28 protein-coding genes are annotated in these 26246 nt (G+C 60.4%); 5 read left to right on the top strand and 23 right to left on the bottom strand.

The genetic code is table 11. The annotated features are described in order from the left end of the window. Positions 1-13 precede the first annotated feature (13 nt). A complete protein-coding gene (locus ACIOWE_RS18255; RefSeq protein ID WP_401394108.1) occupies positions 14-1096 on the bottom strand; it encodes a bifunctional transcriptional activator/DNA repair enzyme AdaA in 1083 nt (360 codons plus the stop codon). Between the two features lie 153 nt (positions 1097-1249). Continuing rightward, positions 1250-1852 (bottom strand): LuxR C-terminal-related transcriptional regulator, encoded by a 603-nt coding sequence (locus ACIOWE_RS18250; protein ID WP_401394105.1) that lies wholly within the window; start codon positions 1850-1852, stop codon positions 1250-1252. Positions 1853-1966: 114 nt separating this feature from the next. Here ACIOWE_RS18250 and ACIOWE_RS18245 point away from each other — a divergent pair, with 114 nt between their 5' ends. Further along, positions 1967-3595 (top strand): hybrid sensor histidine kinase/response regulator, encoded by a 1629-nt coding sequence (locus ACIOWE_RS18245; RefSeq protein ID WP_401394102.1) that lies wholly within the window; start codon positions 1967-1969, stop codon positions 3593-3595. Between the two features lie 91 nt (positions 3596-3686). Here the strand turns inward: ACIOWE_RS18245 and yecR are convergent, their stop codons facing one another. The 14 genes from yecR to phnD form a co-directional block, all read right to left on the bottom strand. Beyond that, a complete protein-coding gene (yecR, locus tag ACIOWE_RS18240) occupies positions 3687-3995 on the bottom strand; it encodes a YecR family lipoprotein (protein WP_103305737.1) in 309 nt (102 codons plus the stop codon). A gap of 33 nt (positions 3996-4028) precedes the next feature. Further along, positions 4029-4343, bottom strand: a complete 315-nt coding sequence (locus tag ACIOWE_RS18235) for a hypothetical protein (protein WP_401394099.1) — start codon at positions 4341-4343, stop codon at positions 4029-4031. A gap of 359 nt (positions 4344-4702) precedes the next feature. After that, positions 4703-4840, bottom strand: coding sequence for a hypothetical protein (locus tag ACIOWE_RS18230; protein ID WP_401394097.1), 138 nt, complete (start codon positions 4838-4840; stop codon positions 4703-4705). Positions 4841-4858: 18 nt separating this feature from the next. Beyond that, positions 4859-5074 carry a hypothetical protein gene (locus tag ACIOWE_RS18225; protein ID WP_401394094.1) on the bottom strand — a complete coding sequence of 72 codons (216 nt, stop codon included), beginning with the start codon at positions 5072-5074 and terminating at the stop codon, positions 4859-4861. 664 nt (positions 5075-5738) lie between these two features. Then, positions 5739-6911, bottom strand: coding sequence for a cystathionine gamma-synthase (locus ACIOWE_RS18220; protein ID WP_201237824.1), 1173 nt, complete (start codon positions 6909-6911; stop codon positions 5739-5741). After that, a complete protein-coding gene (locus ACIOWE_RS18215; RefSeq protein ID WP_401394090.1) occupies positions 6908-8284 on the bottom strand; it encodes a pyridoxal-phosphate dependent enzyme in 1377 nt (458 codons plus the stop codon). Before ACIOWE_RS18215 ends, ACIOWE_RS18220 begins: the two co-directional genes overlap by 4 nt. Before the next feature lie 259 nt (positions 8285-8543). After that, a complete protein-coding gene (locus ACIOWE_RS18210) occupies positions 8544-9479 on the bottom strand; it encodes a Ppx/GppA family phosphatase (protein ID WP_201237826.1) in 936 nt (311 codons plus the stop codon). Positions 9480-9808: 329 nt separating this feature from the next. Further along, entirely contained in the window at positions 9809-10636 is an 828-nt protein-coding gene (phnX, locus tag ACIOWE_RS18205) for a phosphonoacetaldehyde hydrolase (RefSeq protein WP_201232820.1), read from the bottom strand. 75 nt (positions 10637-10711) lie between these two features. Further along, positions 10712-11581, bottom strand: coding sequence for a LysR substrate-binding domain-containing protein (locus ACIOWE_RS18200; RefSeq protein WP_401394086.1), 870 nt, complete (start codon positions 11579-11581; stop codon positions 10712-10714). A gap of 10 nt (positions 11582-11591) precedes the next feature. Continuing rightward, positions 11592-12887 (bottom strand): MFS transporter, encoded by a 1296-nt coding sequence (locus ACIOWE_RS18195; RefSeq protein ID WP_401394083.1) that lies wholly within the window; start codon positions 12885-12887, stop codon positions 11592-11594. Positions 12888-13016: 129 nt separating this feature from the next. Next, a complete protein-coding gene (gene psrA / locus ACIOWE_RS18190) occupies positions 13017-14108 on the bottom strand; it encodes an iron-containing alcohol dehydrogenase PsrA (RefSeq protein WP_401394080.1) in 1092 nt (363 codons plus the stop codon). Between the two features lie 112 nt (positions 14109-14220). Next, complete coding sequence (phnE, locus tag ACIOWE_RS18185; protein ID WP_201232816.1) at positions 14221-15039, bottom strand: phosphonate ABC transporter, permease protein PhnE; 819 nt, start codon at positions 15037-15039, stop codon at positions 14221-14223. Positions 15040-15041: 2 nt separating this feature from the next. Next, positions 15042-15833, bottom strand: a complete 792-nt coding sequence (gene phnC, locus ACIOWE_RS18180; RefSeq protein ID WP_401394078.1) for a phosphonate ABC transporter ATP-binding protein — start codon at positions 15831-15833, stop codon at positions 15042-15044. Then, positions 15830-16696: a phosphonate ABC transporter substrate-binding protein gene (gene phnD / locus ACIOWE_RS18175; protein ID WP_401394075.1), complete on the bottom strand. Its 867-nt coding sequence runs from the start codon at positions 16694-16696 to the stop codon at positions 15830-15832. The genes phnC and phnD overlap by 4 nt, the downstream gene beginning before the upstream one ends. A gap of 109 nt (positions 16697-16805) precedes the next feature. Here phnD and ACIOWE_RS18170 point away from each other — a divergent pair, with 109 nt between their 5' ends. The 3 genes from ACIOWE_RS18170 (at position 16806) to map (ending at position 18746) form a co-directional block, all read left to right on the top strand. Then, the gene (locus tag ACIOWE_RS18170) at positions 16806-17663 is read left to right on the top strand and encodes a LysR substrate-binding domain-containing protein (RefSeq protein ID WP_401394072.1); all 858 of its coding nucleotides are present in this window, start codon (positions 16806-16808) and stop codon (positions 17661-17663) included. A gap of 67 nt (positions 17664-17730) precedes the next feature. Then, a complete protein-coding gene (locus ACIOWE_RS18165; RefSeq protein WP_401394070.1) occupies positions 17731-17958 on the top strand; it encodes a ParD-like family protein in 228 nt (75 codons plus the stop codon). Continuing rightward, positions 17955-18746: a type I methionyl aminopeptidase gene (map, locus tag ACIOWE_RS18160; protein WP_401394068.1), complete on the top strand. Its 792-nt coding sequence runs from the start codon at positions 17955-17957 to the stop codon at positions 18744-18746. Before ACIOWE_RS18165 ends, map begins: the two co-directional genes overlap by 4 nt. Positions 18747-18966: 220 nt before the next feature. On the opposite strand, the gene ACIOWE_RS18155 is transcribed toward map, so the two are convergent. The 5 genes from ACIOWE_RS18155 to ribBA all read right to left on the bottom strand — a co-directional run bounded on the left by ACIOWE_RS18155 (position 18967) and on the right by ribBA (position 24387). Then, entirely contained in the window at positions 18967-20121 is a 1155-nt protein-coding gene (locus ACIOWE_RS18155; RefSeq protein ID WP_401394065.1) for an ABC transporter ATP-binding protein, read from the bottom strand. A 17-nt stretch (positions 20122-20138) separates the two neighbouring features. Further along, positions 20139-20948, bottom strand: coding sequence for an ABC transporter permease (locus ACIOWE_RS18150; RefSeq protein ID WP_122594265.1), 810 nt, complete (start codon positions 20946-20948; stop codon positions 20139-20141). Between the two features lie 6 nt (positions 20949-20954). Continuing rightward, entirely contained in the window at positions 20955-21902 is a 948-nt protein-coding gene (locus ACIOWE_RS18145) for an ABC transporter permease (protein WP_401394160.1), read from the bottom strand. Next, entirely contained in the window at positions 21899-22924 is a 1026-nt protein-coding gene (locus tag ACIOWE_RS18140) for an ABC transporter substrate-binding protein (protein ID WP_401394061.1), read from the bottom strand. Before ACIOWE_RS18140 ends, ACIOWE_RS18145 begins: the two co-directional genes overlap by 4 nt. A gap of 353 nt (positions 22925-23277) precedes the next feature. Then, entirely contained in the window at positions 23278-24387 is a 1110-nt protein-coding gene (gene ribBA / locus ACIOWE_RS18135) for a bifunctional 3,4-dihydroxy-2-butanone-4-phosphate synthase/GTP cyclohydrolase II (RefSeq protein WP_401394058.1), read from the bottom strand. Positions 24388-24455: 68 nt separating this feature from the next. Here ribBA and ACIOWE_RS18130 point away from each other — a divergent pair, with 68 nt between their 5' ends. Beyond that, the gene (locus tag ACIOWE_RS18130; protein ID WP_401394055.1) at positions 24456-24752 is read left to right on the top strand and encodes a DUF1330 domain-containing protein; all 297 of its coding nucleotides are present in this window, start codon (positions 24456-24458) and stop codon (positions 24750-24752) included. A gap of 124 nt (positions 24753-24876) precedes the next feature. On the opposite strand, the gene ACIOWE_RS18125 is transcribed toward ACIOWE_RS18130, so the two are convergent. Both ACIOWE_RS18125 and ACIOWE_RS18120 read right to left on the bottom strand, forming a co-directional pair. Beyond that, positions 24877-25440 (bottom strand): NUDIX hydrolase, encoded by a 564-nt coding sequence (locus tag ACIOWE_RS18125; protein ID WP_401394052.1) that lies wholly within the window; start codon positions 25438-25440, stop codon positions 24877-24879. Between the two features lies 1 nt (position 25441). Then, positions 25442-26194 carry a GntR family transcriptional regulator gene (locus tag ACIOWE_RS18120; protein WP_103305749.1) on the bottom strand — a complete coding sequence of 251 codons (753 nt, stop codon included), beginning with the start codon at positions 26192-26194 and terminating at the stop codon, positions 25442-25444. Between the last annotated feature and the right edge of the window lie 52 nt (positions 26195-26246).

Genomic DNA, 26246 nt, shown 5'->3' with positions numbered 1-26246 from the left:
TTGATTCAAATCGTCAGAAAGCCAGTTGCTGCGTGAGCTGCACCGCAGCGTTTTCCAGCCGCAGCAGAAACGCCTTGCGCGGTTGCCCTCCACCATAACCGGTGAGCGAGCCATCCGCGCCGATCACCCGATGGCAAGGCACCACAATCGCCAGACGATTGTGGCCGTTGGCCAGGCCCACCGCGCGACTGGCGCCGGGTTTGCCCAAACCGGCAGCAATGGCGCCGTAGCTGCGGGTCTGACCATAAGGGATTTGCAGCAGTGCCGACCAGACCTGCCGCGCGAATTCGCTGCCGGGCAAGTGCAAAGGCACAGTGAACAGCGTCAAGCGGCCAGCGAAATACTCCGCCAGTTCACGCTCGATCTGCTGCAAGTGTGCGTTGTGCCCCGGCGCGACCACGTAACCGTAGCGGTTGTGTAACTCCTCGACTTCGCGAGTCAATGCGGGCCGATCGAGAAACTCCAGCAACACCAGCCCACGCCGTTCAGCCATGGCGATCATCGGCCCCAGCGGCGTAGTCAAGCGGGTGAACAACAGCGGTTCACTGTTGGCGGCGCGGCCGGGGGTGATGTAGAATGACTTCTGGAACGCATCGCGAAAACCGCTGAGGGATTCGTAGCCGGAGTCGAACGCGGCATGATCGATCGAGGTGCCTTGCTTGATCCCGCCCAGCGCCATGCCGAGCCTGCGGGTGCGTAGCCACGCATGGAAGGTCATGCCGAAATGCTGCTTGAACCAGCGCCGCAGTTTCAGCGGCTCGATGCCTTCGGCGAGCAATTGCGCATCGCTCCAGCGCAGCTCCGGGTCCGCCTCCACAGCTTTCAGCAACCGCTGCACCCAATCCGGCGCAATCGCCGCAGCATCCAGCGGTTTGCAACGCAGACAGGCGCGATAACCGGCAGACATGCACTCGTCGGCATGGGCGAAGAACTCGACATTCTCCGGTTTCGGCTTGCGCGCCGTACAGCTCGGGCGGCAGAAGATTCCGGTGGTTTTCACCGCCGTAAAAAACACGCCTTCATAGGCAGTGTCGCGTTCGAGCATGGCGCGAACCATTTCGGCGTGGGGCGGCAGGACAGCGGTTTGTATGTTCATGGGCTGAGAGTAAATCCGGATTCTCGACGGCTCCACCGAAAAATCGACAATGAATTTCGCAGGCCCTTGAACGTGTAGGAGTTGCCGCAGGCTGCGATCTTTTGATCTTGTTTTTAACAGACAACATCAAAAGATCGCAGCCTGCGGCAGCTCCTACAGGGAGCGACTTTTCACGGCTGCGGCGGCGCGTGAGGGGACGTTCAGTGTGCGTAATAGAGAAGAAACGTGAATCCTCACCGTGAACGGTGAAATATCCAGTTCACGGGCGATCTCCTTGTTGGTCTTGCCTTGCGCGATCAGCCGCAACACCTCTTGCTGACGGGGCGTGAGCGCCGCACCGGTCTCCAGCGGCAGCAAGCCTGACGGCGCAAACTTTACCAACACTTCACCTTCGCGAATCGCCAGGATCGCCTGGCCGATTTCATCCGGTGCGATGTTTTTGCCGATGAAGCCATCAATGCCTGCCGCCATGACGTCACCGATCAACGCCTCATCATCGACCATCGACACCACGATCAGCGTGGTGCGCGGCAAGCGGCGGCGCAGTTCGGCGAGCTGACTGACGCAGGTGAGGCCGGGAAAACGCAGGTCCAGAATCAGGCTGTCCGGCTCGTCGCCACAGGGCAGCAGCGCCATTACGGCGTCGAGGTCGCCAGCCTCTTCAATGGTCGCCTCGGGCAATAAGCGCTGCACGGTGCGCAACATTGCCTCGCGAAACATCGGGTGATCGTCGGCTATGATAATTCGGCATGTCATGGCGTGACCCTCCCTGGGCCGGGTGTTGCTGATGGCATGCACCTTAGCACCGGGCGCGGGCAATGCCTGTCGGTTCGTGCTGATTATGACGATTGCGGCACAAGGACGTTCACCATGAAGTTCGAGAAAAACACCGAACTCGATCAGGCCAATCTGCGCATTATCATTGCCAGCATCGCGTTGGTTTACATCGGCGTGCTCGGCGTTTTACCGGCCCAGCGTTTCGATACGTATCTGCCAGTGGTCACCTATATCTGCCTGTTTTTGCTGGCCTCGATTGTGTTGCGTCAGACGATTGTGCGCTGGCCGGGGCATTATCCGGCACGGCGGATTTTTGCCATGGTCCACGATTACACCGGCACCTGTTTCGGGCTGGTGGTCGGTGGCGAAGCGGCATTGCCGTTGTACGCGGTGATCATCTGGGTCAACCTCGGCAACGGCATGCGTTACGGCTCGCGCTATCTGGCAATTGCCACAGTGTTGGCACTGCTGGCGTTGCTCGCGGTGTATCGGCTGACACCCGTGTGGCAGGCGCAACCGTTCATGGTGTTGATGCTGATGATCACCAGCACGGTGATTCCTTTTTATGCGCACTTGTTGCTTGAGCGCACGCGCAAGGCTTCCGAAGAAGCGGTTGCGGCCAATCTGGAGAAGTCGCGGTTTCTCGCTCAGGCCAGCCATGACTTGCGTCAGCCGATTCACTCCATCGGCCTGTTTACCGCGTGCCTGCGTGAGTCGCGATTGGGTGATGAGGAGCGGCGCCTGGTCGACAACATTGATCGTTCGCTGCTCAACGTATCGCAGTTGTTCCGCTCGATTCTCGATCTGTACACCCTCGATAACGGGCGAATTTTGCCGAAACTGCAAACCGTGAATCTGGGCGAATGGCTCGCGGATCTGTTGCGCCAGAACGCCGAAGCGGCGCGTTGGGCGGGTGTGGAATTGCGTTTGCGACCTTGTGAACACTGGGTGCGCACCGATCCGGCGTTACTGGCAACCATGGTCCAGAACGTGCTTTCCAACTGCTTCAAGTACGGCGCGCATCGACCGGTGCTGATCGGTGTGCGCAGGCGTGCAGCCGGGCTGGCTATCGTCATTTACGATCAGGGCAATGGCATCGCCGAGGAGCATCTGCCGAAGGTGTTCGAGGAGTTTTACCGGGTTCGCCAGGTACGCGACAAAGACGTCGAGGGGGTGGGGCTGGGTTTGTCGATCGTCAAGCGCCTGGGGCAATTGATCGGCGTGGAGGTCGCGTTGCGCTCGCGGCTGGCGCGCGGTACGGCGGTGACTTTGTCCGGGTTGCCCATGGCGGCAGCGCCGCTGCAATCGGTCATCCGCGATGATGCGCGACAGGTCGGTCTGCTGACCGGGTTGAAGGTGTGTCTGGTGGAGGATGATCGCAACGTGCTGATGGCCACGTCGGCGCTGCTTGAGCGTTGGGGCTGTGTGGTGCAGGCCGAGCTGACGGGGCGCGACTTGGTCACCGACTGCGACATCATCGTCGCCGACTACGATCTCGGTAGCCATGCCACGGGCATCGAATGCATTGATGATGTGCGGCGCCAGCGCGGCTGGGCGGTCCCGGCGATGATCATCACCGGTCATGACATCGAAAAAATACAGGCGGTCTTGCACGACCGCCAAATTGCCATCCTGTCCAAACCGGTACGCCCGGCCGAGCTGCGCACGACCTTGCGAACCCTGCGCGACCAACCAACAACGACCGTCGCGGAAATCCTGTAGGAGCTGCGGCACGCTGCGATCTTTTGATCCTGTTCCTCAAAAACATCATCAAAAGATCGCAGCGTGCCGCAGCTCCTACAGAGGTCAAGTGTCAGCGTTTGCAGAGATAGTCTTGAGTGATGGTGGTTTGCAGGCAGTTGTACTGGCCCATGGTGCGGCAGATGTTTTTCTCCGAGCCGGTGACCTCGGCGTTTTTGTAGCCCCAGGTCTTGCAGCGTTGCGCGGCGACGGTCAGGCCTTGTTCGGCGCTGGTCTGGCCGCTTTCGAACTGACCCAGTTCATAGGAGACCTGGACGACGCCATCGTTTTTGCTGCCGCCGGTGGCTTCCCATTGTTTCGGGGTGGCGCAGCCAGTGAGGAACAGGGTGGCGAGGGTGAGTGTTGCGATCAGGGTTTTCATGATGGAACGTAGTCCTTTACCGAGAATGGGGGATTATTGGAGTGGAATCGGTGAGGCGCCTTTGGGCAGGCATGACAGCGGCGGTGTCATGATGCCCATGCTCGCCACCGCGATGATGGCGCCGCTGGGCAATTCGCAGTTGTATTCACCGGCCGGGGTGTAGGCGGTGTAGTAGGTGAGGGTGCTGTCGCTGCGGATGTTGTCGATTTTCGACACTGGTTTGCCGATGACGGTCTGAGCGCGTTCTTTCATGCTGGCTTCGCTGGGCTTGGCGGTCTGGCAACCGGCGACGCCTGTCAGCAGGGCGCCGACAACGGCGACTTTGCAGAGGTGGAGATGCACTTTCATGGTGTTTCTTCCTTGGTGTTGTTCTGATTTCCAGGCACAACGATCCCGCACGCAGCGAAAGGGCAACGTTGGGGAACATCGGGGGTTGCAGGGGAATATAACGTCGGGTGGCGGGATGGTCGATTAGCACAAATGTGCTAGTGCGCTGGCGCAGCGGCGGCCCCGAAGGCGCCGCCCGCCAGAATGCAGAGGTTACTGCGGACTGTTGAACTGGTCGGAATAACTGCCGGTCATCAGGGCCGAAGCGACCCGATCGGAGCCCACGCCGACACGCGAATATGCAACGCGATTGATGCCTGTTCGATCAGCACCGTCAGCCGCGAGTGCTCCGGCGCCGACATGATCGGCCCCGTCGGAAGCTACTGCACCAGCACCGACATGATCGGAACCGTCAGACGCCACCGCACCAGCACCGACATGATCAGATCCGTCAGACGCCACCGCACCAGCACCGACATGATCAGATCCGTCAGACGCCACCGCACCAGCACCGACATGATCAGAACCGTCGGAAGCTACCGCACCTGCACCGACATGGTCAGATCCGTCGGATGCGACTGCACCTGCACCAACATGTTCAGAACCGTCAGACGCCACTGCCCCAGCGCCGACGTGATCAGAACCGTCAGACGCCACCGCACCAACACCGACATGATCAGAACCGTCAGACGCCACCGCCCCAGCGCCGACATGATCAGAACCATCGGAAGCCACTGCACCAGCACCGACATGATCAGCCCCATCCGAAGCCAGCGCTTGCGGCTGCGCAGCCCAGACTCCCGGCATCACGACGGCAGCCGCCACTGCCAGAACCATGCCCGGCAAAAGCTTGTATTTCATGATTTTCTCCACGCCCCGGCAGCCACAAAGCGATAAACCGTCGTGCACTGCACAATCACTGGCGCTACGACGTATTGGCTAGGGGTTGATCTGGTTGGCGAAAAGGCACGGGTGCACCGCCAGGCGCACAGGTGTCGACGTAGTCATTACTTGACTGAACCAGTATAGGTCGCTGCAGGGCGGCGGCGCGGCGAGGGGATCGACGGCTGTTAGGCGATTACTCTCCTTCACCGGATTGGCAAAGTTGAAATCAGTCTAAAAACCACGACGCAGCTCCTTAACCCTTTGCTAGGCTAAAGAATGTAGGCGAAGACGCAGACTGATGCGCAAGCGGATAGCAAGGGGACGTGGGGCGCGTTCCGAAGGGTACACGGTTAGAAAGATCTCCGCGCTGAGATCCAGCCCTTACGCCGTGTGAAGCAGCCGAGGCCGTACTTTTTCAATTTGGCCCGGTACTGTGAGAAGCCTGATAAACCTTGTAAGCCAGAGACCAGCACTGGCCGCCTACTCGAACAACCAAAGCCCGCAGCGTGCGGGCTTTGTCGTTCCTGCGGACTAGATTTTCGTCAGCGCGTGCGCCAGATCGGCGCGCAGGTCTTCGACGTCTTCGACGCCTACCGACAGCCGCACCAGACCATCGCCGATACCCAGTTTGGCGCGGGTTTCAGGTGGAATGGTCGCGTGGGTCATGATCGCCGGATGCTCGATCAGGCTCTCGACACCGCCGAGGCTTTCGGCCAGGGCGAAGATCTTCACGTTCTCGAGAAAACGCCGCGCGCCGGCCAGATCAGTGTTCAGATCCACGGAAATCATCCCGCCGAAACCGCGCATCTGCCGCTTGGCCAACTCATGCTGCGGATGCGATGCGAGGCCCGGGTAGTAGACGCGTTTGACTTGCGGTTGCTGCTCCAGCCACTGCGCCAGATCCAGTGCGTTGCTGCAATGACGCTCCATGCGCAGCGCCAGGGTTTTCACTCCGCGCAAGGTCAGAAACGCATCGAACGGCCCGGAAATCGCGCCGACGGCGTTCTGCAAAAAGCCCAGGCGCTCGGCCAGTTCGGCGTTCTGCCCGACCACGGCAATACCGCCGATGACGTCGGAGTGACCGTTGAGATATTTAGTGGTCGAGTGCAGCACGATGTCGAAACCCAGCTCCAGTGGACGCTGGATGTACGGGCTGGCAAAGGTGTTGTCGGCCACGCTGATGATCCCGCGTGCACGGCAGATGCGCGCAATCGCGGCCAGATCGGAGAGGCTCAGCAGCGGGTTGGTCGGCGATTCGACGATGACCAGGCGCGTGTCGTCCTGCAGTGCCGCTTCGAACGCCGACAGGTCAGTCAGGTCGACGTAGCTGAAACGATGCCCGGCGCTGCGCTGGCGGACCTTGTCGAACAGGCGGAAGGTACCGCCGTACAGGTCATTGCCGGAGATGATGTGCGAACCGGCATCGATCAGTTCAAGGACGGTGGAAATCGTCGCCAGCCCGGACGCGAAAGCAAACGCCTGGGTGCCACCTTCCAGATCGGCCACGCAGCGTTCCAGAGCAAAACGCGTCGGGTTGTGCGAGCGGCCGTAGTCGAAGCCCTTGTGCACGCCGGGGCTGTCTTGCAGGTACGTCGAGTTGGCATAGATCGGCGGCATCAGCGCGCCGGTGGTCGGGTCAGGTTCCTGCCCGGCATGGATCACCCGGGTCGCGAAGCCTTGGGAGTTCTTGTCGTGCTGACTCATGCGAGGGATCTCCGTAATTGGTTGAGCATGTCGGTGCGGGTGATCAGGCCATGGAAACCTGCCGCGTCGGCGATGATGGCGACGAGGCCACGGCTGAGTACCGCTTCCAGTTCGGCAAGGCTGGCGCCGGGCGCTAGCGTCTGTAGTTTGTCGGTCATGACGCTGGACACCGATTGGCTGAAGCGTGCGGCGTCCTCATGTACGGCCAGCAGAATGTCCGATTCATCGATCACGCCGACCAGGGTTTTGCCTTCAACCAGCACCGGCAGTTGCGAGACATCCGCCAGACGCATGCGCTGGAACGCGGTCAGCAAGGTGTCGTCGGGGCCGACGCTGATGACGCGACCGTCCTCGAAACGTCGGGCGATCAGGTCGCGCAAGTCGCCATAACCCTTGCGTTGCAACAGGCCCTGATCGGTCATCCACTGGTCGTTATAGACCTTCGACAAGTAGCGAGTGCCGGTGTCGCAGACGAAGCTGACGACGCGTTTCGGTTCGGTCTGTTCGCGGCAATAACGCAGCGCAGCGGCAAGCAGGGTGCCGGTGGACGAGCCGCCGAGAATGCCTTCGGCCTTGAGCAATTGGCGGGCGTGATCGAAGCTTTCTTCATCGCTGATCGAATAGGCGTGGCGCACGCTGGAGAGGTCGGTGATCGATGGAATGAAATCCTCACCGATGCCTTCCACGGCCCATGAACCGGGTGTCGGCAGTGAGCCGTCGCGGCTGTATTGAGCCATGACCGAACCGACCGGATCGGCCAGAACCATTTCCAGATCCGGCTGCACACGCTTGAAGAAGCGACTCAGGCCGGTCAGCGTACCCGCCGAGCCGACACCGACGACGATGGCGTCGAGGTCATGCTCGGTCTGCGCCCAGATTTCCGGGGCGGTGCTGCATTCATGGGCCAACGGGTTGGCCGGGTTGTTGAACTGGTCGGCGAAGAAGGCGCCGGGAATGTCTTTCGCCAGCCGCGCGGCGACGTCCTGGTAATACTCCGGATGGCCCTTGCCGACATCGGAGCGGGTGATATGCACCTCGGCGCCCATGGCTTTCAAGTGCAGGACTTTTTCCGTGGACATTTTGTCCGGTACCACCAGCACCACGCGATAGCCTTTGGCGCGGCCGACCAATGCCAGGCCCAAGCCGGTATTGCCGGCCGTGGCTTCGACGATGGTGCCGCCGGGTTTGAGGCGACCGTCGCGTTCGGCCGCATCGATCATCGCCAGACCGATACGGTCCTTGATGGAACCGCCGGGGTTTTGCGATTCAAGCTTGAGAAACAGAGTGCACGGGCCGGTATCGAAGCGGGTCACTTGTACCAGCGGTGTATTGCCGATCAGCCCAAGTACGGCAGGGCGTGATTCCTTTGACATTTCTTCACCTCTTTGTGGTGTTGATCGCGTTCCATTCGCGGGGAAAAGCTCGCGTGCAACATAGGCTCAGACAGGGGGCCGTCGCAACCTTTAGTCGGCCGCAAATACTGCCATTTCGATCTAACGATAGAACGAAAACCGCGAGGAGGAGGGAGGCATTTATCGGCTTTTACAGGAAGGCGTCATTGAGGTTTGAAAGGGCGTCCTCGCTATCAGGAAAGCCTTGATTAGCGAGTGATTCTGCTGCAGTGCGCAGAGGTCAGTGATTGCTCATCAGCCCATGCAGTACGCCGAGGCGCAATCCCGGCTCGGAGGGCACCATCTGCGAGATGCCAAACACTTTGAATGCCGCCAGCATCAACACCAACCCGCCGGGCAGGATGCTCTGGCGATGCGGTTGCAGGCCGGCGAGTTTCAACTGCTGGACGTTGCTGACCTTCAGCAACAGCAACGAAAGACGCAACAGGCCAGCGTAGGTAATACCGTCCTGAGCGAAGTCGTTGAGCCGATTGGCCTTGAGTACTTTGGCGAGCATGCGCGCAGTGCCGGAAGAGCCAATGGTCTGCTGCCAGCCCTGAGCGCGATAGCGTCGGGCGACTTTCTCGAATTGCAGAATGGCCACGCGCTCGGCTTCTTGCAGGGCGCCGGGAGAGATACGACCGTCCGGGAAATAACGCGCACCGAGTGTCCCGCTGCCGATGGCAATGCTTTCGGTGAGCAACGGTTGTGAACCCTGGCCGAGGATCAGTTCGGTGGAGCCGCCGCCGATGTCGACCACCAGGCGCATGTCTTCGGCACTCGGCAGGGCATGAGCGACACCGGCATACACCAGGCGTGCTTCTTCATGACCGGAAATGACGTCGATGCGAAAGCCCAGATGCCGTTCGGCACTGGCCAGAAACAATTTCGAGTTATCCGCCTCACGCACCGCGCTGGTGGCCACCGCCCGCACCCGGCCGGCCTCAAAGCCGCGCAGTTTCTTGCCGAACCGCGCCAGCGCCTGCCAGCCACGGTCCAGCGCCATTTCATCCAGCGCGCCACCGTCAAAGCCCTCGGCCAGACGAACCGGCTCGCGCAAGGTTTTGACTTCCTGAATCATGAAGCCCTTTCGACTGCGTACCGACTGGCCGATCATCATCCGGAACGCATTGGAGCCCAGGTCGATGGCGGCGAACAGCGAGGCGTCTTCTTTCATCGGGAATCCTTGCAGAATCTTCGCCTCAAGGCTCAAGACGGTTTGCGAGGATTCTGCCGTGACCTTGATGACATCCTGATGACGGCACGGGGGCGGTTCAATGAATTTGCCGGTGTCATGACATTGTCATTTTCCGGCGTCTACACTTCAGTCAATACATCGCGTGTTCTTAAAGTTTTTGCTGCCATTTCTGGCAGCTTTTTTTTGCCCGAAATTTAGCCCCCCGACTCACAATCCGACTAAACCCCTGTAGGAGCTGCCGCAGGCTGCGATCTTTTGACCTTCAAAATCAAAAGATCGCAGCCTTCGGCAGCTCAGCGGTAGTTAACTCAGCTGGCTTGCGGGGTTTCGCCGCGGGCGAGGCGGGCGTTGATGTCGTCGATCACTTCAGGCAACTGAGCAATGGTGTCGATCAGGTAGTGCGGACGTGAAGGGGCGAACATCTTGCCGATCCGTGCGCGCTCTTCGGCCAGTCGATCCGACGGCAACGCCTGATATTGCTCGTAGGTCAGGCCCAAGGCGTTACCGGAACAGGTCAGTGCCACCGTCCACATGCCTGCGCTGCGACCTTCGAGAATCCCGGGCCAGGTGTCGTCCACCTTGACGCACGCGGCGACGTCACTGATGCCCAGGGCAATCACGTTGGCCAGCGACTGCGCCGGATAAGGGCGACCATTGGGCACTTCGTCGGTGGCCACGACATGATCGGCGACATAACCATTTTCCCGCGCCAGCTCGACAACCTTGGCCATCACCACCGCCGGATATCCGGAGCACGAACCGATCTTCAAACCCTTCTCGCGCAATGCGTCAATGGCATTGAGCGCACCGGGGATCAACGCGGAATGCAGGGCGATTTTCTCAATTTGCAGCGGCATGAAGCGCTCGTAAATAGCGCTGACGTCCAGGTCAGTCGGCAAGCGGTCGAACGCGGCGCGGTAACGTTCGGCAATCTGCGGCAGGTTGCACAAGGTGCGGATGTGATCCCACTTGCCCATGCCCATCGGCCCGCGTGCTTCTTCGAGCGAAACGGCCACGCCGAACTCGGCAAAGGCTTCGACAAAAATCTGCGTCGGCGCAAACGAGCCGAAATCGACAACGGTGCCAGCCCAGTCGAGGATGGCGGCTTGCAGGTGAGTCGGTTGCTGATATTGCATGGTCAATCTCCGTTTTCGGGTAAGCGGGGGCCGTCCCTCGGCAATGAGGCAGGCCGTTTCAAGGGGCAGTGCTGATCAGGTCAGCGCTGGATTGGAATCAAACAGTTCGGCAATCACTGGGCGGTTCCGCCGAATGCCGAGGCAGCACAAGTGGTATTCGATGAAAAACGGGTGATCGACAAAGGTGATCGGCACGGTGCCCGGGGTTTCGGCGTACTCGACGGCCGAGACAAATCCGATACCGATGCCTTTGACGATCGCGTGCACGATGGCCTCGCGGCTGTTCAGTTGCATGACGCAGTTGAGTGCCAGGTCGAGGCGTTTGCAGCTTTCTTCCACCAGTTGCCGGGTGCGCGCACTGGTTTCACGCAGTACCCATTTTTCGCCACTGATTTCGTTGATGTGGACCTGCGACTGAGCGGCCCATGGATGGTCGTCGCGCACCACCGCGATGATCGGGTAACGGTGATACAGCCGCGTGTGGAAGCGCTCGTCGAATTCCGACAGCGCCAGAATCGCCACGTCGATGTCGAAATTGAACAGTCGCGCCAGGGTCTCCTTTTCTGAGGAAAACGATGTTTCCAGTTCGATGTCGGGGTGGCGCTGCATCAGCTCGTAAGTCAGGTTCATCGCAATCGGCGGCGACACCGCGCCGAGGCGCAACATGCCGTTCTTGCGCTGCTTGAAACTTTGCAGCAGTTGCACCGCTTCATCTTCCTGACCGAACAGGCCCTGAGTGATTGCGAACAGCTTGTGCCCGGCGGCACTCATCTCGATATAGCGACCACGGCGATGGAACAGCTCGACCGAGAAGGTTTTCTCCAGCGCGTTGACCTGCTCGCTGACCGTCGGCTGACCGACGCTGAGAAACTCGGCGGCGAGGGTGAAACTGCCGGTCTTGGCCACGGCATGAAACGAACGCAACCACTTGTGGTACTGATACATGCAAGCCCCGTCAGCGTCGGATGAACAATGCCACCGCCGCACTGCACACGCAGGCACTGGTGACCACTATGAAGATGAGAGACGTATTTGCCGTGGAGTCAAGCAAGCGACCAATCATTGGCTCGGCCAGTCCGGCGAACAGATAGGACGAGAAGTTCATGATCCCGGTCGCGGTGCCGGCACGTTTGGCGCCGACCAGATCCGGGCACAGCGCCCAGAAACTCGAGGCCGGGCCGTAGACGAAGAAGCCGCAAAGGAACAATGCCACCAGGCCGATTGCACTGTGCGGCGGCAGGCTCCACATCCACAGACTGGTCGCAGCGCCGAGGAGCATGTAGAGCATGATTGCCAGATAGCGCTTGGAACCGAACAGTTTGTCCGATACCCAGCCATTGCTCAGCGCGCCGACGGCCATGCCGACGGGGAGGGCAACGGTGATCCACTTCGGATCGACCATGCTGTCGCCGCTTTTCCAGTTGGCGCCGAGAAAATGCACCGGCACCCAGACGATCAAACCGTAGCGGGCGGCGTTCTGAAAGCCCAGTGACAGCGCGGCGATCAGCAGGCGAGGATTCTTCAGCACCGCTTTGTAGCGTTGTGCCGACGACTCGACCTGGCCATGGCCGGCCTCCTGATGTTTGTCATCAGCGTTGGCCACGCCGGTATCGGTCAATGGCTCGAAACCCAGATCCTGCGGCCGTTCGCGGGCCACCAGATAGAAGATGATCCCGCCAGCGAGCATCAGCAGCACCGGCAAACGGAAGATCCAGCGCCATTCCAGTTGCAGCACCTCCAGCACGACGATGGAGGTGACGTACGACAGAACCGAAGCGCAGCCGGCGGCGAAGGTGTAGAAACCATAGACCTTGCCGCGCTCGCCGGCCGCCCACCAGTTGGAAATCAGCCGACTGCCCGGGGCCCAGCCCAACGCCTGAAAGTAGCCATTGACGCCCCACGGCAGAATCAGACTGGTAAAACCGCCGGCAAAACTGGTCACCCAGTTGGCACCGCAGGACAACACCGCGCCGAGGGTCATGATGCGCCGGCCACCGAATTTGTCGGCGAGGTTGCCGTTGATCGCCTGGCCAATGGCGTAGGCCCAGAGCATCGCGGCAGACGCCCAGCCGAGGGTTTCCTTGCTCAGGCCGAACTCGGCCTGAATCCCCGGAATGGCAAAACCGAAAGTCTGTCGCCCGGTGTAGAAAAACAGGTAACAGAACATCGCCGCCAGCAGCATGCGCCATTGGGCGACCCGGAACGAGGCAGAGCGTACGGCTAGACCAGGCATGGTTTGGGCACGATTCATGATCTTTTCCTTATTGTTGTGGATTCCCGCCGGTTGTCGTCGGCGGGTGCACTCTTTTTCGGTGCGGCAGGAAATCACCGCAGCTTGACGCCGCAGGTGGTGCTTGGGTTGATCGGGTGTCGCCAGGCGTCAGGCGGCTTTGGAACCGATGAAGTTCTTGCCGCGTGCGCCCTGCATCGCGAGGTGAATGATGTCTTCGGCATCCTTGGCGCAGACGCCGTAGTCGGCAAACTCGGTCTTCACCCCGAGCTGGTGGAGAAACTCGCGCAACTGCTGCTGGGCCTTGGCCAGGTCTGTGCCGAAGACGCGTTGCAACGTGCGATCACGGGTGGCGTCATGTCCCCAGGCCAGACCCAGCACCAACGGCAGGGTGAAGGAGCAGGCGATGCCGTGGGGTAAACCGTGGCGCAAGGTCATCTCGTAGGAAATCGAATGCGCCAGCGCGGTTTTGGTGTTGGAAAACGCCAGCCCGGCCTTGAGCGCAGCCAGCGCCATGCGCGTGCGCAGTTCCTGGCTGGACAAGTCCTGCTGCAGTGGCGGCAAGCATTCGAGAATGTCTTCGATCGCCGAGATCGCGAAGGTGTCGGAGACCGGGTTGGCGTTGACGTTCCAGATCGCTTCCAGGGCGTGCGACAGTGCATCGAGCCCGGTGGAAACGGTGACGCTGGCCGGTACGGTGAGCATCAGTTGCGGGTCGATGATCGCCACGCGCGGCCAGGTGCAATCCAGGTGCAGCGAGTATTTCTTCTGGCTTGCGCTGTCCCAGATGGTCGCCCATGGCGTGACTTCGCTGCCAGTGCCGGCGGTGGTTGGCGCGGCGATCAGTTGCTTGCAGCGCGCGGGGGTAAACGACTTTCCGCTCGCCAGCAGAGCCAGCAGCTCATCGAAGTGCCCGGACTCGGTGCCGACGATCAACGCCTTGGCGGTGTCGATGGCGCTGCCACCACCGACGGCAAGCACCACGTCGCATTCGCCGGCGTGTTGCCAGAAGTGCTCGTAAGTGCTGCGCAGATGGGCGACATCAGGGTTCGGTTGAACCTCTTCGAAGATGTAGACCAGGCGATCACCGAGCAAGGCTTGCAGGCGATCCACCAGGCCCAGCCCACGGGCTTCGGGGAAGGTGACGAGGGCGACGGTCTGCTGCTCGGTAATGGCGGCGAGTTCATGCAGGCTGCCCCAGCCGAAACGGGTATCGACGGGGTTCTGGAAGCGGGCAGTCATGGTCATTCCTTCTTGTTGTTGTCGTTGGTGGCGCCATACTCGGCGCCCGTCGACAACGGCTCAAATCGATAATTCGCAGGTTTGAATCGGCTCAGCCGATAACGGCTCGGCCTCAGTGCGCCGAACCGCTCTGGATCGCCGCGCGCAGGCGGCTGGAGATCGCGTCGGCGACGATCACCATGAAGGTGATGACGATGATGCAGGTTGCGGTTTCCTGATATTTGAACAGCTTGAGACTGCTCACCAGCTCGAATCCCAAGCCGCCGGCACCGACCATCCCAAGTACGGTGGCCGAGCGCAGGTTGACCTCGAAGCGGTACAGAATCACCGCAATCCACGCCGTGATCACCTGCGGCAGAACGCCAAATACGATCACTTGCAACGGTCGCGCCCCGGTCGCTTGCAGCGCTTCAATCGGGCCTTGATCGATCTCTTCGATGCTCTCGGCGAAGAACTTGCCGAGCATGCCCAGACCATGCAGCGCCAGCGCCAGCACACCGGGAAACGGACCGAGGCCGACGGCCGAGACGAAGATCAGGGCGAGGATCAGTTCGTTGATGCTGCGGGTGAAGTTCAGCGCCTGACGCGTGGTGTGAAACACCCAGCGATTGCGGCTCAAGTTGCGCGCCGCGAGAAACGACAGCGGGATTGCCAGCAACACGCCGAGCAGGGTGCCCCAAATGGCGATCTGCAGGGTTTCGATGGCCGGTGCCACCAGACGCGGCAGGATGCTCAGATCGGGTGGAAAGGTGCGCGAGAGGAAATCACCAATCTGCGGCAAACCCGCCGCCAGCTCACCCAGGCTCAGTTGCGCGCCCTGGGCACTCCAGTTCAGCGTCCACAGCACGATCAGGACGATGCCGGCGGTGGTCAGCCAACTGCGCGGGCCCCGGGGACGGTCGCCGACCCACTGATAGTTTTGCGCTTGCATGCTCAGGCCCTCGAGGCGGTGCGATAGGTCAGGGTGGGCGTCGGCACGTCTGCGCAGGCTGGCGCTGATTGTCCCGGGTAGATTCGCGCCAGATCGGCTTCGGTCATGCTTGAGGCTTTGCCATCGAACACCAGACTGCCATGAGCGAGGCCGACCACGCGGTCGCCAAACTCGCGGGCGTATTCGACCTGATGCAGATTGCACAGCACGGTGATGCCCAGCTCGCGAGTGGCATCGCGCAGGTACTGCAAGACCAGTCGCGCGGTTTTCGGGTCGAGGCTGGCGATCGGTTCATCGGCCAGAATCACCTGCGGTCGTTGCGCCAAGGCGCGGGCAATGCCGACGCGCTGCTTCTGTCCGCCAGACAATGAATCGGTGCGCTCGCCGGCCTTGTGCGCCAGTTCGACGCGTTCCAGGCACTGCATTGCCAGCGCCACATCGTCACGCCGGAACAGTTGCAAAATCGAAGTGAGCGTACCGACGGAGCCGAGGCGACCGGTCAGCACATTCTTCAGCACGCTCAGGCGCGGCACGACGTTGTGGTGCTGAAAGATCATCGCCACTTCGCGACGCAAAACCGTGGTGTCCGGGCAGGCGAGGGCATCGATGCCCGCCACGTTGAGCGTGCCACTGTCGGCCCGGGCCAGACGATTGATGCAACGCAGCAAGGTCGATTTACCGGCGCCCGACTGCCCGAGCACGACGACGAATTCGCCGGCAGCGACCTCAAGGTCAATGCCACGTAATACCGGGTTGCTGCCGTAGTGTTTGGTCAGTTGGCGGATGCTGATCATTTCATGCTCCGCAAATCCAGATCGAGGACCTTGGCGGTTTCGCGCACCACGTCATAAGACGCGTCGGTGGTCGGCTGGAAGCCATTGAGCACGCCCTGATCGCCCCACGGCACATCCTTGATCGAGGCGAGGGCCGCTGCGACTTTCTGCTTCAGTTCAGGGTCGAGCGCCTTGCGCCAGACCATTGGCGACTCGGGAATCGGCTTCGAACTCCAGACCACCTCGAAGTCATCCTGCTTCACCACGTTCTTGGCCACGGCGCTGGCAAAGATGCGGTCGGCCACTGCGGCGGCATCGACCTTTTTATTCTCGACCGCGAGGATGCTGGCGTCGTGGGATCCGGAGAAAATCACCCGTTTGAACAGCGTGTCCGGGCTAAAACCGGCCTGCTCAAGACCGGCCTTGGGGAACAGATGTCCAGACGCCGAGCTTGGATCGACGAAGGCGAACGTGCGGCCCTTGAGGTCGGCAAGGGTGTGAATGCCGCTGTCCTTGCGCGCCAGAATCACGCTTTTGTAAGCACTCTGTCCGGTCTTCTTGGTGACTGCCACGGAGAACGCTTCGACATCCGCCACCGAGGTTGCCAACACATAGGAGAACGGCCCGAGGTAAGCGACGTCGAGTTTGCCCGAGCGCAGCGCTTCGATGATGCCGTTGTAGTCGGTGGCCACGAACGGCACCACCGGCATGCCGATCTGGCTTTGCAGGGCGTCGAGCACTTGCTTGCTCGATTCGATCATCGCCTGGGAGTCTTCGGACGGGATCAGGCCAATGGTCAGTTTGTCTTTGGCCCAGACCTGGCTGGCACTCAGGGCAAGAACGGTGAGGCTGGCGGCACGCAGAAACTGTTTGATTGTTTTCATGGCATTCCACGGTGTGGTTGGGAGTTGCCACAGGCTAGGGCTGTCACGTGACAGTCATTCAATCAATTCAATATGCGAAACAGCAGCTGACTATTGATGGAGTCTATGGATGTCCAGCGCCAAACTTCGCGCCTTTCTCGCCGTCGCTCGTCATGGCAGTTTCAGCGCCGGTGCCAGAGCCACGGGCTTGAGCCAGCCGACCTTGACCACCCAGGTGCAAAGCCTGGAGCGCCAACACAATGTCGAACTGTTCCATCGGCGCGGGCGGCGCATTGAACTGTCCGACGTCGGACGGCAGTTGCTGCCGATCGCCCAGCGCATCGCCTTGCTGGAGCTGGAGGCGCACAACCTGCTGCGCGATTCCGGACGACTCGACAGCGGCCAGCTCAAGGTCGGCGCGGTGGGGCCGTTTCATGTAATCGAGATGGTCGACAGTTACCTGCAACAGCATCCGAACATCGACGTGTCGATTCGCGTCGGCAACTCGGCGCAGGTGTTGTCGGATCTGGAAAACTACGTGACCGACATCGCCGTGCTGGCCGGGCGTCAGGATGATCCGGCGCTGTGTGCAGTGCGTTATGCGCGGCACGCGATCATTCTGTTCGCCCATCATGAGCATCCGCTGGCCAATCGTGGCAGCGTGCGAATCGAGGAACTGGAAGGGCAACGGCTGCTGCAACGCGAGCCCGGTTCGACCACGCGGCTGGTGCTGGAGCAGGCGCTGAATGCGGCGCAGGTCAAACCGCGCATCGCCATGGAGATTGGCAGCCGCGAGGCGTTGCGTGAGGCGGTGGTGCGCGGGCTGGGATTGGGCGTGGTGTCGGAAGCGGAGTTCATTGCCGACCCGAACATCCGCACGATTCGCATCAAGGGCGAAGAACTTTTTACCGAGACCTATTTGTACTGTCTGGCCGAGCGGCGCTCCAGTCGTCTCATCTCGTCGTTTTTCGATGCCGCGCTTGCTTGAGGATTTGCAATTTTCCACGGGGCTTGGCTAATATACGAACCATATACACATCGTATCGGATTCATATATGGGCATCGTAAAGATTTCAGAGGACATGCACGAGAACCTGCGCATCTCCAGCAATGCGCTCAGCCGCTCGATCAACGCGCAGGCCGAGCACTGGATGCGCATCGGCATGCTCGCCGAGCTGCACCCGAACCTCGACCACAGTGCCATTTGCCGCTTGCTGATCCGCACCGAACAGAACGGCGGGCTGGATCTGCAACAACTGACTCAGGAAGCCGTCAGCGCATGAGAAACCAGATCAAGATCAACACCCCGGCCGACATCGCACAATCGCGCGCTGCCGGCAAACTCGCTGCCGAAGTGCTGGCGATGCTGGTGCCGCACGTCAAGGCTGGCGTGACCACCGATGAACTGGATCGGTTGTGCAACGACTACATCGTCAATGTGCAAAAAGCCGTGCCGGCCAACGTCGGTTATCACGGCTTTCCGAAAACGGTCTGTGCGTCGGTCAACGATGCGGTGTGCCACGGCATTCCATCGGGCACGCCGTTGAAGGATGGCGACATCGTCAACCTCGACATCGCGGTGATCAAGGACGGCTGGTTCGGCGACACCAGCCGCATGTACGTGGTCGGTGAGGCAACGCCTGAGGCGCAGCATCTGATCAAGACCACCTACGAGGCGATGTGCGCGGGTATTCGCGTGGTCAAGCCGGGCGCGACGTTGGGCGATATCGGTCACGCGATCCAGACGCTGGCGGAGAAGGAAGGCTTCAGCGTGGTGCGTGAGTATTGCGGCCACGGCATCGGCAAGGTCTATCACGATGAGCCGCAGATTCTGCATTACGGCTTTCCCAACCAGGGCATGAAGCTCAAGGCCGGGATGATTTTTACCGTGGAGCCGATGCTCAATGCCGGCAAGCGTCATGTGAAGAACATGCCCGATGGCTGGACCGTGCTGACCAAGGATGGCTCGTTGTCGGCGCAGTGGGAGCATATGGTCGCGGTGACTGAAACAGGCTTCGAAATCCTCACGGCGTGGCCGGATGAAATTGAAGGCTATTTCCCAATTACCTGAACACCACTAAACCCTTGTGGGAGCGAGCCTGCTCGCGAAGAGGCCGCATCAGTCAACATCAACATTGAATGACACACCGCATTCGCGAGCAGGCTCGCTCCCACATTTGGAATGCATTCCTGTAGGAGCTGTCGAGTGAAACGAGGCTGCGATCTTTTGATCTTGTTTTTTTCACAGCAAGATCAAAAGATCGCAGCCTGCGGCAGCTCCTACAGGGGGCTCAGTGAGAACCGGCGGCTTTGTTGAGGTCGCTTTCGGTCCATTCGGTGTAGACACAGGCGTCGGTTGTAGCCCAGCGTACTCGCACCGGATCGCCGGCCTTCTGCGGCATGCCGGCGGCGGACAACGCTTTCACCGTCATTGATGTTCCACCGGAAGTGACCACGCTGCAGGTCTGGCTTTCGCCGAGAAACAACACTTCCACGACCTTCGCTGAAACTTCGTTCCAACCCGACGGCAACGGTTCGCTGATCGCTTGCGCCACGCTCAACGCCAAGGCCTTTTCCGGCCGCACCATCAGCAACACATCCTGCTCGGTGTGCAAGCCCGCCGTCAGTCGAATCGACAACGACTGTCCCTCGAAACTCGCCGCTGCATTGCCCTGCGCCTTGAGCTTGAGGAAGTTCGAATTCCCCAGAAACGACGCAACAAACGCATTCAGCGGATTCTGATAAAGGTCGTAACCGCTGCCCAAACCGACAATCTTGCCGTGACTGAAAATCGCGATGCGTTGCGACAAACGCATGGCTTCTTCCTGGTCGTGGGTCACGTAGACAATGGTGATGCCCAAGCGGCGATGCAGTTGGCGCAATTCATCCTGCAAATCCTCACGCAGCTTTTTATCCAGCGCGCCCAGCGGCTCATCCATCAACAGAATGCGTGGCTCGTAAACCAGTGCCCGAGCGATGGCGACCCGTTGTTGCTGACCACCAGACAGTTGCGAAGGGCGGCGATGGGCGAATTGTTCGAGTTGCACCAGTTTCAGCATCGCGTCGACACGCTTGTCGCGTTCGGCTGCGGCGAGTTTGCGGATCGCCAAAGGGAAAGCGATGTTGTCGCGCACCGACAGATGCGGGAACAGTGAATAACGCTGGAACACCATGCCGATGTCGCGCTTGTGCGGCGGCACGTTCACCAGCGATTCACCGTTGACGAGAATTTCGCCGCTGCTCGGTGTTTCAAACCCGGCAAGCATCGACAGCGTGGTACTTTTGCCCGAGCCGCTGGAGCCAAGAAAGGTCAGGAATTCGCCGTCCTTGATGTCCAGCGAGATGTTGTCGACGGCGGCAAAGTCACCGTAGTGCTTGTTCAGGTTGCGCAGGCTGACCAGGGGTTTGTCGTTCTGCTGGGATGCGTCTTTGATCACGGCACTCATGTCGTACTCCTGGGCGCTCAGGCGCTGATTTCGTTGCGCCGGCGCAGCGCGGCGGCGATGACCATGACTAAAACAGACAAGCCGATCAGCAGCGTCGAGGCGACGGCGATCACTGGCGTCAGGTCCTGGCGCAGGGTGGTCCACATTTTCACGGGAAGGGTTTGCAGGGTCGGGCTGGCCATCATCACGCTGAGCACCACTTCGTCCCACGAAACCAGAAAGGCGAAGAGGGCGCCGGCGACCATGCCCGGACGAATTGCCGGGAACGTCACCTTGAACACCGCTTGCAGGCGCGACGCACCGCAGATCACCGCGGCGTCTTCAATCGACTGATCGAACAGCTTCAGCGAATTGATGATCGAGATGATGGTGAACGGCAGCGCGACGATCACATGGCTGACGACGAAGGCGAACATCGTCCCGGTGTAACCGAGCTTGAGAAACAGCGCGTACACCGCCACGGCGATGATCACCAGCGGCACGATCATCGGCAGGGTGAACAGGCCGTAGAGCATTTCCCGCCCGGGAAAGCGTCCGCGCACCAGCGCAAATGCAGTCGGCAAACCGAGGGCCACGGCGAAAATCGTGGTCAGCACGGCGACCTTGAGGCTGGCCGCAGCCGCGTTCATCCAGTCGGGGTTGGAGAAGAACTGGCCGTACCATTTCAGCGTCCAGCCCGGTGGCGGAAACACCAGCCACTGCGAGGAGCCGAACGACAGCAGCACGATGAACACGATCGGCAACAGCAGGAACAAACCGATCAGCCCGGTGGTGGCGTAGAGGCCGAAACGCATGCGCCGGCTCATGGCATTGGGAGTCAGGAGCATGTCGGCTTACCTCGCGTTACTGGCGCCAACCGGGGATTCCGGCTGAAGCTTCAGGTAGAAGTAGAACAGCACCAAAGTGATCGCGATCAGCAACGCGGCGCCGGCACTGGCCAGGCCCCAGTTGAGGAACGATTGCACCTGCTGAATGATGAACTCCGGCAGCATCATGTTCTGCGCGCCGCCGAGCAGCGCCGGAGTGACGTAGTACCCGAGCGACATCACGAACACCATCAAACCACCGGAGGCCAGACCCGGCCGGCACAGCGGCAGAAACACCCGGAAGAAGTTGGTCCACGGACTGGCGCCGCAGATCGAACCGGCCTGCAGAATCATTGGATCGATGGCCTGCATCGTCGCCTGCAACGGCAGCACGATGAACGGGATCATGATGTAGCTCATGCCGATCACCACACCGGTCAGGTTATGCACCATTTCCAGCGGCTGATCGATGATGCCCAGCGCCATCAAGGCCTTGTTGATCACGCCCGACGCTTGCAGCAGCACCAGCCATGAATAGGTGCGGGCGAGCAGGCTGGTCCACATCGACAGCAGCACGATGTTGAGGATCCAGCGTCCCCAGCCGCGCGGCACCAGGGTGATCGCCCAGGCCAGCGGAAAGCCCAGCAGCAGGCTGAACAGCGTCACCAGCCCGGCCACCGAAAAGGTGTTGAGCAACACCCGGGCATAGGCCGAGTTGGCGAACAGTTGTTCGTAGTTGCCAAGGCCCGGCACCGGTTCGAGCACGCCGCGCAACAGCAGACCAATCAACGGCGCGAGAAAAAACAGGCCGATGAACAGCAGCGCCGGGACGAGGTTGCCGGCGCCGCGCCAGCGTTGTCTGAGGGACGGGGCTTGCTGCATCGCAACCGCCTGTGTTCCGTGGGCCGAACCGGCAGCGCTTGGGGCGCTCCCGGTGGCAGTGGAGGGACGGGACGCGGTGGCCGCCATTTTCATTTGACCAGCCATTCGTTCCACCGTGTCGCGATGGCCTGGCCGTTTTTGGCCCAGTACGCGAAATCAAGAGTGATCTGATCCTTAGCGTAGGCAGTCGGCAGGTTGGGGGCCAGCGTCGAATCCAGACGCTCCACACTGTCGAGGTTGACCGGGGCGTAGGCGGTCAGGTTGGAGAAGTCGGCCTGGCCTTTGGCACTGCTGGCGCTGGCCAGGAACTTCATCGCCGCGTCCTTGTTTTTCGAACCTTTGGGGATGACCAGAATATCGGCCATGACCAGGTTCTGCTTCCAGCTCACGCCAACCGGCGCGCCGTCTTCTTGCAGGGCGTGAATGCGGCCGTTCCAGAACTGGCCCATGCTCGCTTCGCCAGACGCCAGCAGTTGCTGCGACTGCGCGCCGCCGCCCCACCAGACGATGTCTTTCTTGATGGTGTCGAGTTTCTTGAAGGCGCGGTCGAGGTCGAGTGGATAGAGCTTGTCGGCCGGTACGCCGTCGGCCAGCAGCGCCAGTTCGAGCACGCCGGGGCTTGGCCATTTATAGAGGGCGCGTTTGCCTGGGTAGGTCTTGGTGTCGAACAGGGCGCTCCAGTCCTGTGGCTTGTTGGCGCCGAGTTTGCCCTCGTTGTAGCCGAGGACGAAGGAGAAGAAGAACGAGCCGACGCCGTAATCGCTGACGAAGCGCGGGTCGATCTTGTCGCGCTGGATGGTCTTGAAATCGAGGGGTTCGAGCAGCCCTTCAGCCGCGGCGCGCAGGGCGAAATCGGCTTCGACATCGACCACGTCCCACTGCACGTTGCCGCTCTCGACCATGGCTTTGAGTTTGCCGTAGTCAGTCGGGCCGTCCTGCACGACGGTGATGCCGCTGGCCTTGCTGAATGGATCGGCCCAGGCCTGTTTCTGCGCATCCTGGGTGCTTCCGCCCCAGCTGACAAAATTCACGCTTTCGGCGGCCATTGCAGCCTGGCCGGTGACGCTGAGCAGTCCCGCAAGAAAGATCGCGGTTGCAGCTTTGTTCAACACCATTTTTACGCCCTCATTGTTGTGTTTTTGAGCGGGCTTGCGTTGTTGCCCGCCTGACGGGAGCAGTAGATGGACGTCCGTTGGAGTGTCCGGTCTATGGAATATCATATTATGGTATTCCAAACTTTGTGCAAGCACTTTGCCTTACCGGTTATCTGGCGAACGCGTTTTTTGGCTTTCACCGAAAATGTGCAGTGGATGAAACTGTGGCGAGGGGATTTATCCCCGTTGGGCTGCGGAGCAGCCCTGAAAGCAGAAAATGCGATATTCGTGGCGGATCGCTTTCGCAGGATTAGGGGCCGCTACGCTGCCCAACGGGGATAAATCCCCTCGCCACAGGGGATCACTGGTAACGGTTATTCGGTGTACGGAATGCTCTCGACCACCTCAAGATCGTAGCCAGTCAACCCGGCGTATTTCAGCGGCGGGCCTAGGTGACGGAGTTTGCCAACACCAAGGTTCTGCAGAATCTGCGCCCCTGTCCCCACTTCAGAATAAATCCGCGATTGCGAGCGGCTGAACTGCCGTGGCGGCTGGGTCAGTTGCGGTACCCGCTCCAGCAACGCCTGCGACGACTCATGATTGGCCAACACCACCACAACCCCATGACCTTCCGCCGCGACCCGTTGCAGCGCCGCCCACAGCGTCCAGTTCGTCGGCCCGCTGTACTCGGCGCCGACCAGATCACGCAGCGGATCAATTACATGCACGCGCACCAGCGTCGGTTCCTCGCGGCGCAGATCGCCCATGACCATGGCCATGTGCACACCGCCCTCGATACGGTCTTCAAAAGTGATCAAGCGGAACGTGCCATGCACCGTCGGCAGTTCGCGCTCGCCGATCCGTTCGATGGTGTGTTCAGTGCTCAATCGGTAGTGGATCAGGTCGGCAATGGTGCCGATCTTGATCCCATGCTGGCGGGCAAACACTTCCAGATCCGGACGACGGGCCATAGTGCCGTCGTCGTTCATCACCTCGACAATGACCGAGGCAGGAGTGAAACCGGCTAGACGCGCCAAATCGCAACCCGCTTCGGTATGTCCGGCGCGGGTCAGCACGCCACCTTCCTTGGCGCGCAACGGGAAGATATGGCCGGGCTGAACCAGGTCTTCAGCGCGGGCATCTTTGGCTACGGCGGCGGCAACCGTGCAGGCGCGGTCGGCAGCGGAAATTCCGGTGGTCACGCCAACCGCGGCTTCAATCGACACGGTGAACGCGGTGCTGAACACGCTGCCATTGGCCGGCACCATCTGCTCCAGGCCCAAACGCTGGCAATGTTCGTCGGTCAGCGTCAGACAGATCAGCCCGCGTGCTTCACGGGCCATGAAGCTGATCGCCTCGGCCGTACAACAATCAGCGGCCAGCAGCAGGTCACCCTCGTTTTCGCGATCTTCGTCATCGACCAGCAGAACCATTTTGCCGAGGCGATAATCTTCGATGATTTCTTCGATGCTATTGAAGGCCATGCTGGACTCTCAGGGTTTGTTGGAAATATATTGGTATACCATAATACAAAATCAACAAAGAGGTCACTATGAAGGCGTACTGGATTGCTCATGTGGATATAGCCGATGCCGATCACTACAGCCAATACACCCAGCGTGCGCCGGCGGCATTCGCTGCGTTCGGTGCAAAGTTTCTTGTGAGAGGCGGGCGCAGCGAGGCGATGGAAGGGCGCGAGACGCCGCAACGCAGTGTGGTGATCGAGTTCGAGAGCTACGAAAAAGCCGTGGCGTGCTACCACTCGGCGGCGTATCAGGAGGCGAAAAGTTATCGCGAGGAATGGGCGCGGGCAGAAATCGTCATCGTCGAAGGCATCGCCCCTATCTAAGCAACACCACTACAACCCTGTGGGAGCGAGCCTGCTCGCGAAAGCGGTCGTTCATTCAACATTTGTATCGACTGACCCGACGTCTTCGCGAGCAGGCTCGCTCCCACAGGGGGATAGGCAGTTTTCAGCGGATGAAGTGGATCTTGCCGCTGTCATCGTTGCCCATGTAGATCCCGTAAACCCCAGCCTGGCGTTCCTCGATATAGCGCTCGAGAATCTGCCGGATCGCCGGGTAGTAGATCTGCTCCCACGGGATGTCATCAGGGGCGAAGAACTTGTAGTCCAGCGTTTCCGGCCCATACTGCCCGGTGATCTCCAGCGCGATGGCGCGGAAGATGATGTACACCTCGCTGATCTTCGGCACGCTGAAAATCGAATACGGCGAGACGATTTCCGCACGCACGCCGCTTTCTTCCCAGACTTCCCGCAGCGCCGCCTGCTCGGTGGTCTCGCCGCTTTCCATGAAACCGGCCGGCAGCGTCCAGGTGCCCGGGCGCGGGGGAATGGCCCGTTGGCACAAGAGGTATTTGCCATCCTGCTCGATGATGCAGCCGGCAATGATCTTCGGATTGACGTAGTGGATGTAGCCGCAGCCGCGACACATCAGGCGCTCGTGCGTATCGCCCGCCGGTATCTGCTGACCGAGGTCAGGGCCACCGCATTTCGGGCAATAGCTCGGGCTGAACATCTCAGTGACCTATACGGGGTTCTTTCAAGGCGATCGGCAGGGTGATCGGCGGGGTAGCTCCGGTCTCTTCCTGCTTGCGCTTGAGATAATCGAGGGCCACCGCAGCGGCCGCACGAACGTGATCAACACAGGCCTGATGCGCCGCCAGCGGATCACCGCTCTTGATCGCCGCGACCATTTTTTCCATTTCCTGATTACTCGCACCGCGACGGTTTTCCTGGGAAACCGACGTCGCGCGCAAGTAGCTGATACGCGCCTGCAACTGCCGCAACTGAGTCGCCGCGACATGGTTGCCCGAACCTTCCAGCAGCACGTCGTAGAAGCCCTGCACCGAATCGATCACCTGTTGCAGTTCGCCGTCCTTGAGTGCCTTGCGGTTCTCGTCGAGGGCTTTTTCCAGGGCTTTGATGTCCTTGGCCTTGGCGCGCAGGGTAAACAGCTGAACGATCAGGCCTTCCAATACGCAACGCAGCTCATAGATATCGACGGCATCGGCGAGGGTGATGATCGCCACGCGCGGACCTTTGGCATCGGCGAATTCCACCAGACCTTCGGATTCAAGGTGACGCAAGGCTTCACGCACCGACGTGCGGCTGACGCCCAGGCGATCACACAGATCGCGCTCGACCAGACGATCGCCCGGCATGAGCTGGAAATTCATGATCGCGCTACGCAGTTTATCCAGCACGATTTCGCGCAGGGTAACGGGGTTGCGATTGACCTTGAAGCTGTCGTCGAGTGGCTGGCGTTTCATGGGGTCCGCTCTTTACTGTGGCTGTCCATGCCAGACGGGCATCAAATCAGCC

Origin of the sequence: Pseudomonas sp. NPDC087598 (genome assembly GCF_044743525.1) — a bacterium.
Taxonomy (GTDB): Bacteria; Pseudomonadota; Gammaproteobacteria; order Pseudomonadales; family Pseudomonadaceae; genus Aquipseudomonas.
Note: the sequence above shows the minus strand (reverse complement) of the source record. Positions and strands in the feature narration are given on the sequence as shown.